At 34.8% G+C, this 862-nt stretch carries 1 protein-coding gene and 1 pseudogene; both read left to right on the top strand.

Going from position 1 to position 862, the window contains the following annotated elements; genetic code table 11:
* A pseudogene (locus AC1DTM_RS29225) lies at positions 1–83 on the top strand (MarR family transcriptional regulator); the annotation flags it as partial.
* Between the two features lie 203 nt (positions 84–286).
* The coding region (locus AC1DTM_RS29220) for an MFS transporter (protein WP_477001571.1) at positions 287–862 on the top strand (576 nt) is incomplete at its 3' end.

The following is an 862-nucleotide window of genomic DNA, read 5'->3' as shown; positions in this document are numbered from 1 at the left end:
ATCAAGAAGAGCGTCAAGTTTTAGAGAAGCTATTAAATAAAATGCAAGTAACTATGCAGGTGAAATTAGGAGAAGGTAGATAAAAAAGTTGATTGTGAGAGTCGACTTTTTTATTTAAACATATAATTAGGTTACCTTATTATATGTTTAGCTAATTTGATCAAGGTGGTGATATGTCTTTTAACGTAAACAAATTAAGTGAGTATTGAAGGAATGTCATTTTGAGTAATTTGCTTCAGATGTTTTAAACCGATGGGAAAAATCATTGTAAGGGGGAGATTTTATGATGGAAATATCAAAAGAAGTAAATAGTGAAAGGAATTATGCAGTAATGACAGCGGTGTTATGTTGGGCAGGTATGGTAGTTATGTCCAGCCTATATGTGGCGATTCCTTTAAATGCTCTATTTTCAGACCTTTTTAAGGTTTCATTAGCGCAATCTGCGGCTACAGGCAGTATATTTTCTGTAGGCTTTGCTATAGGTTGTTTGTTATTTGGGGCAATCTCTGATAAATATGGGCGGAAGAAAGTGATTTTTATCGGATTACTTGCGCTGTCGATTGTTTCTTTTTTATTAGGGTTTGTCGATAGTTTATTTTGGTTTGTTATTCTTCGAGGATTACAGGGGATAGCAGCAGCTACATTTTCTCCAGTAGCGTTGGCTTACGTTGTAGAAATGTTTCCAGTAGAAAAAAAGGTTACAACAATAGGATTTGTTAGTACCGGTTTTTTAGTAGCTGGAATTGCAGGGCAAGTAATAAGTACAGCTGTTAGTCAGCATTTTGGATGGCATATGGTGTTCTTTCTTCTTAGTATTGTCTATATCATTACTGCTGTATGGATTCATTATTCTCTTCCGAAA

This window comes from Bacillus sp. P4_D3, from assembly GCF_056401855.1.
This window is presented reverse-complemented; position numbering and strand designations above follow the sequence as displayed.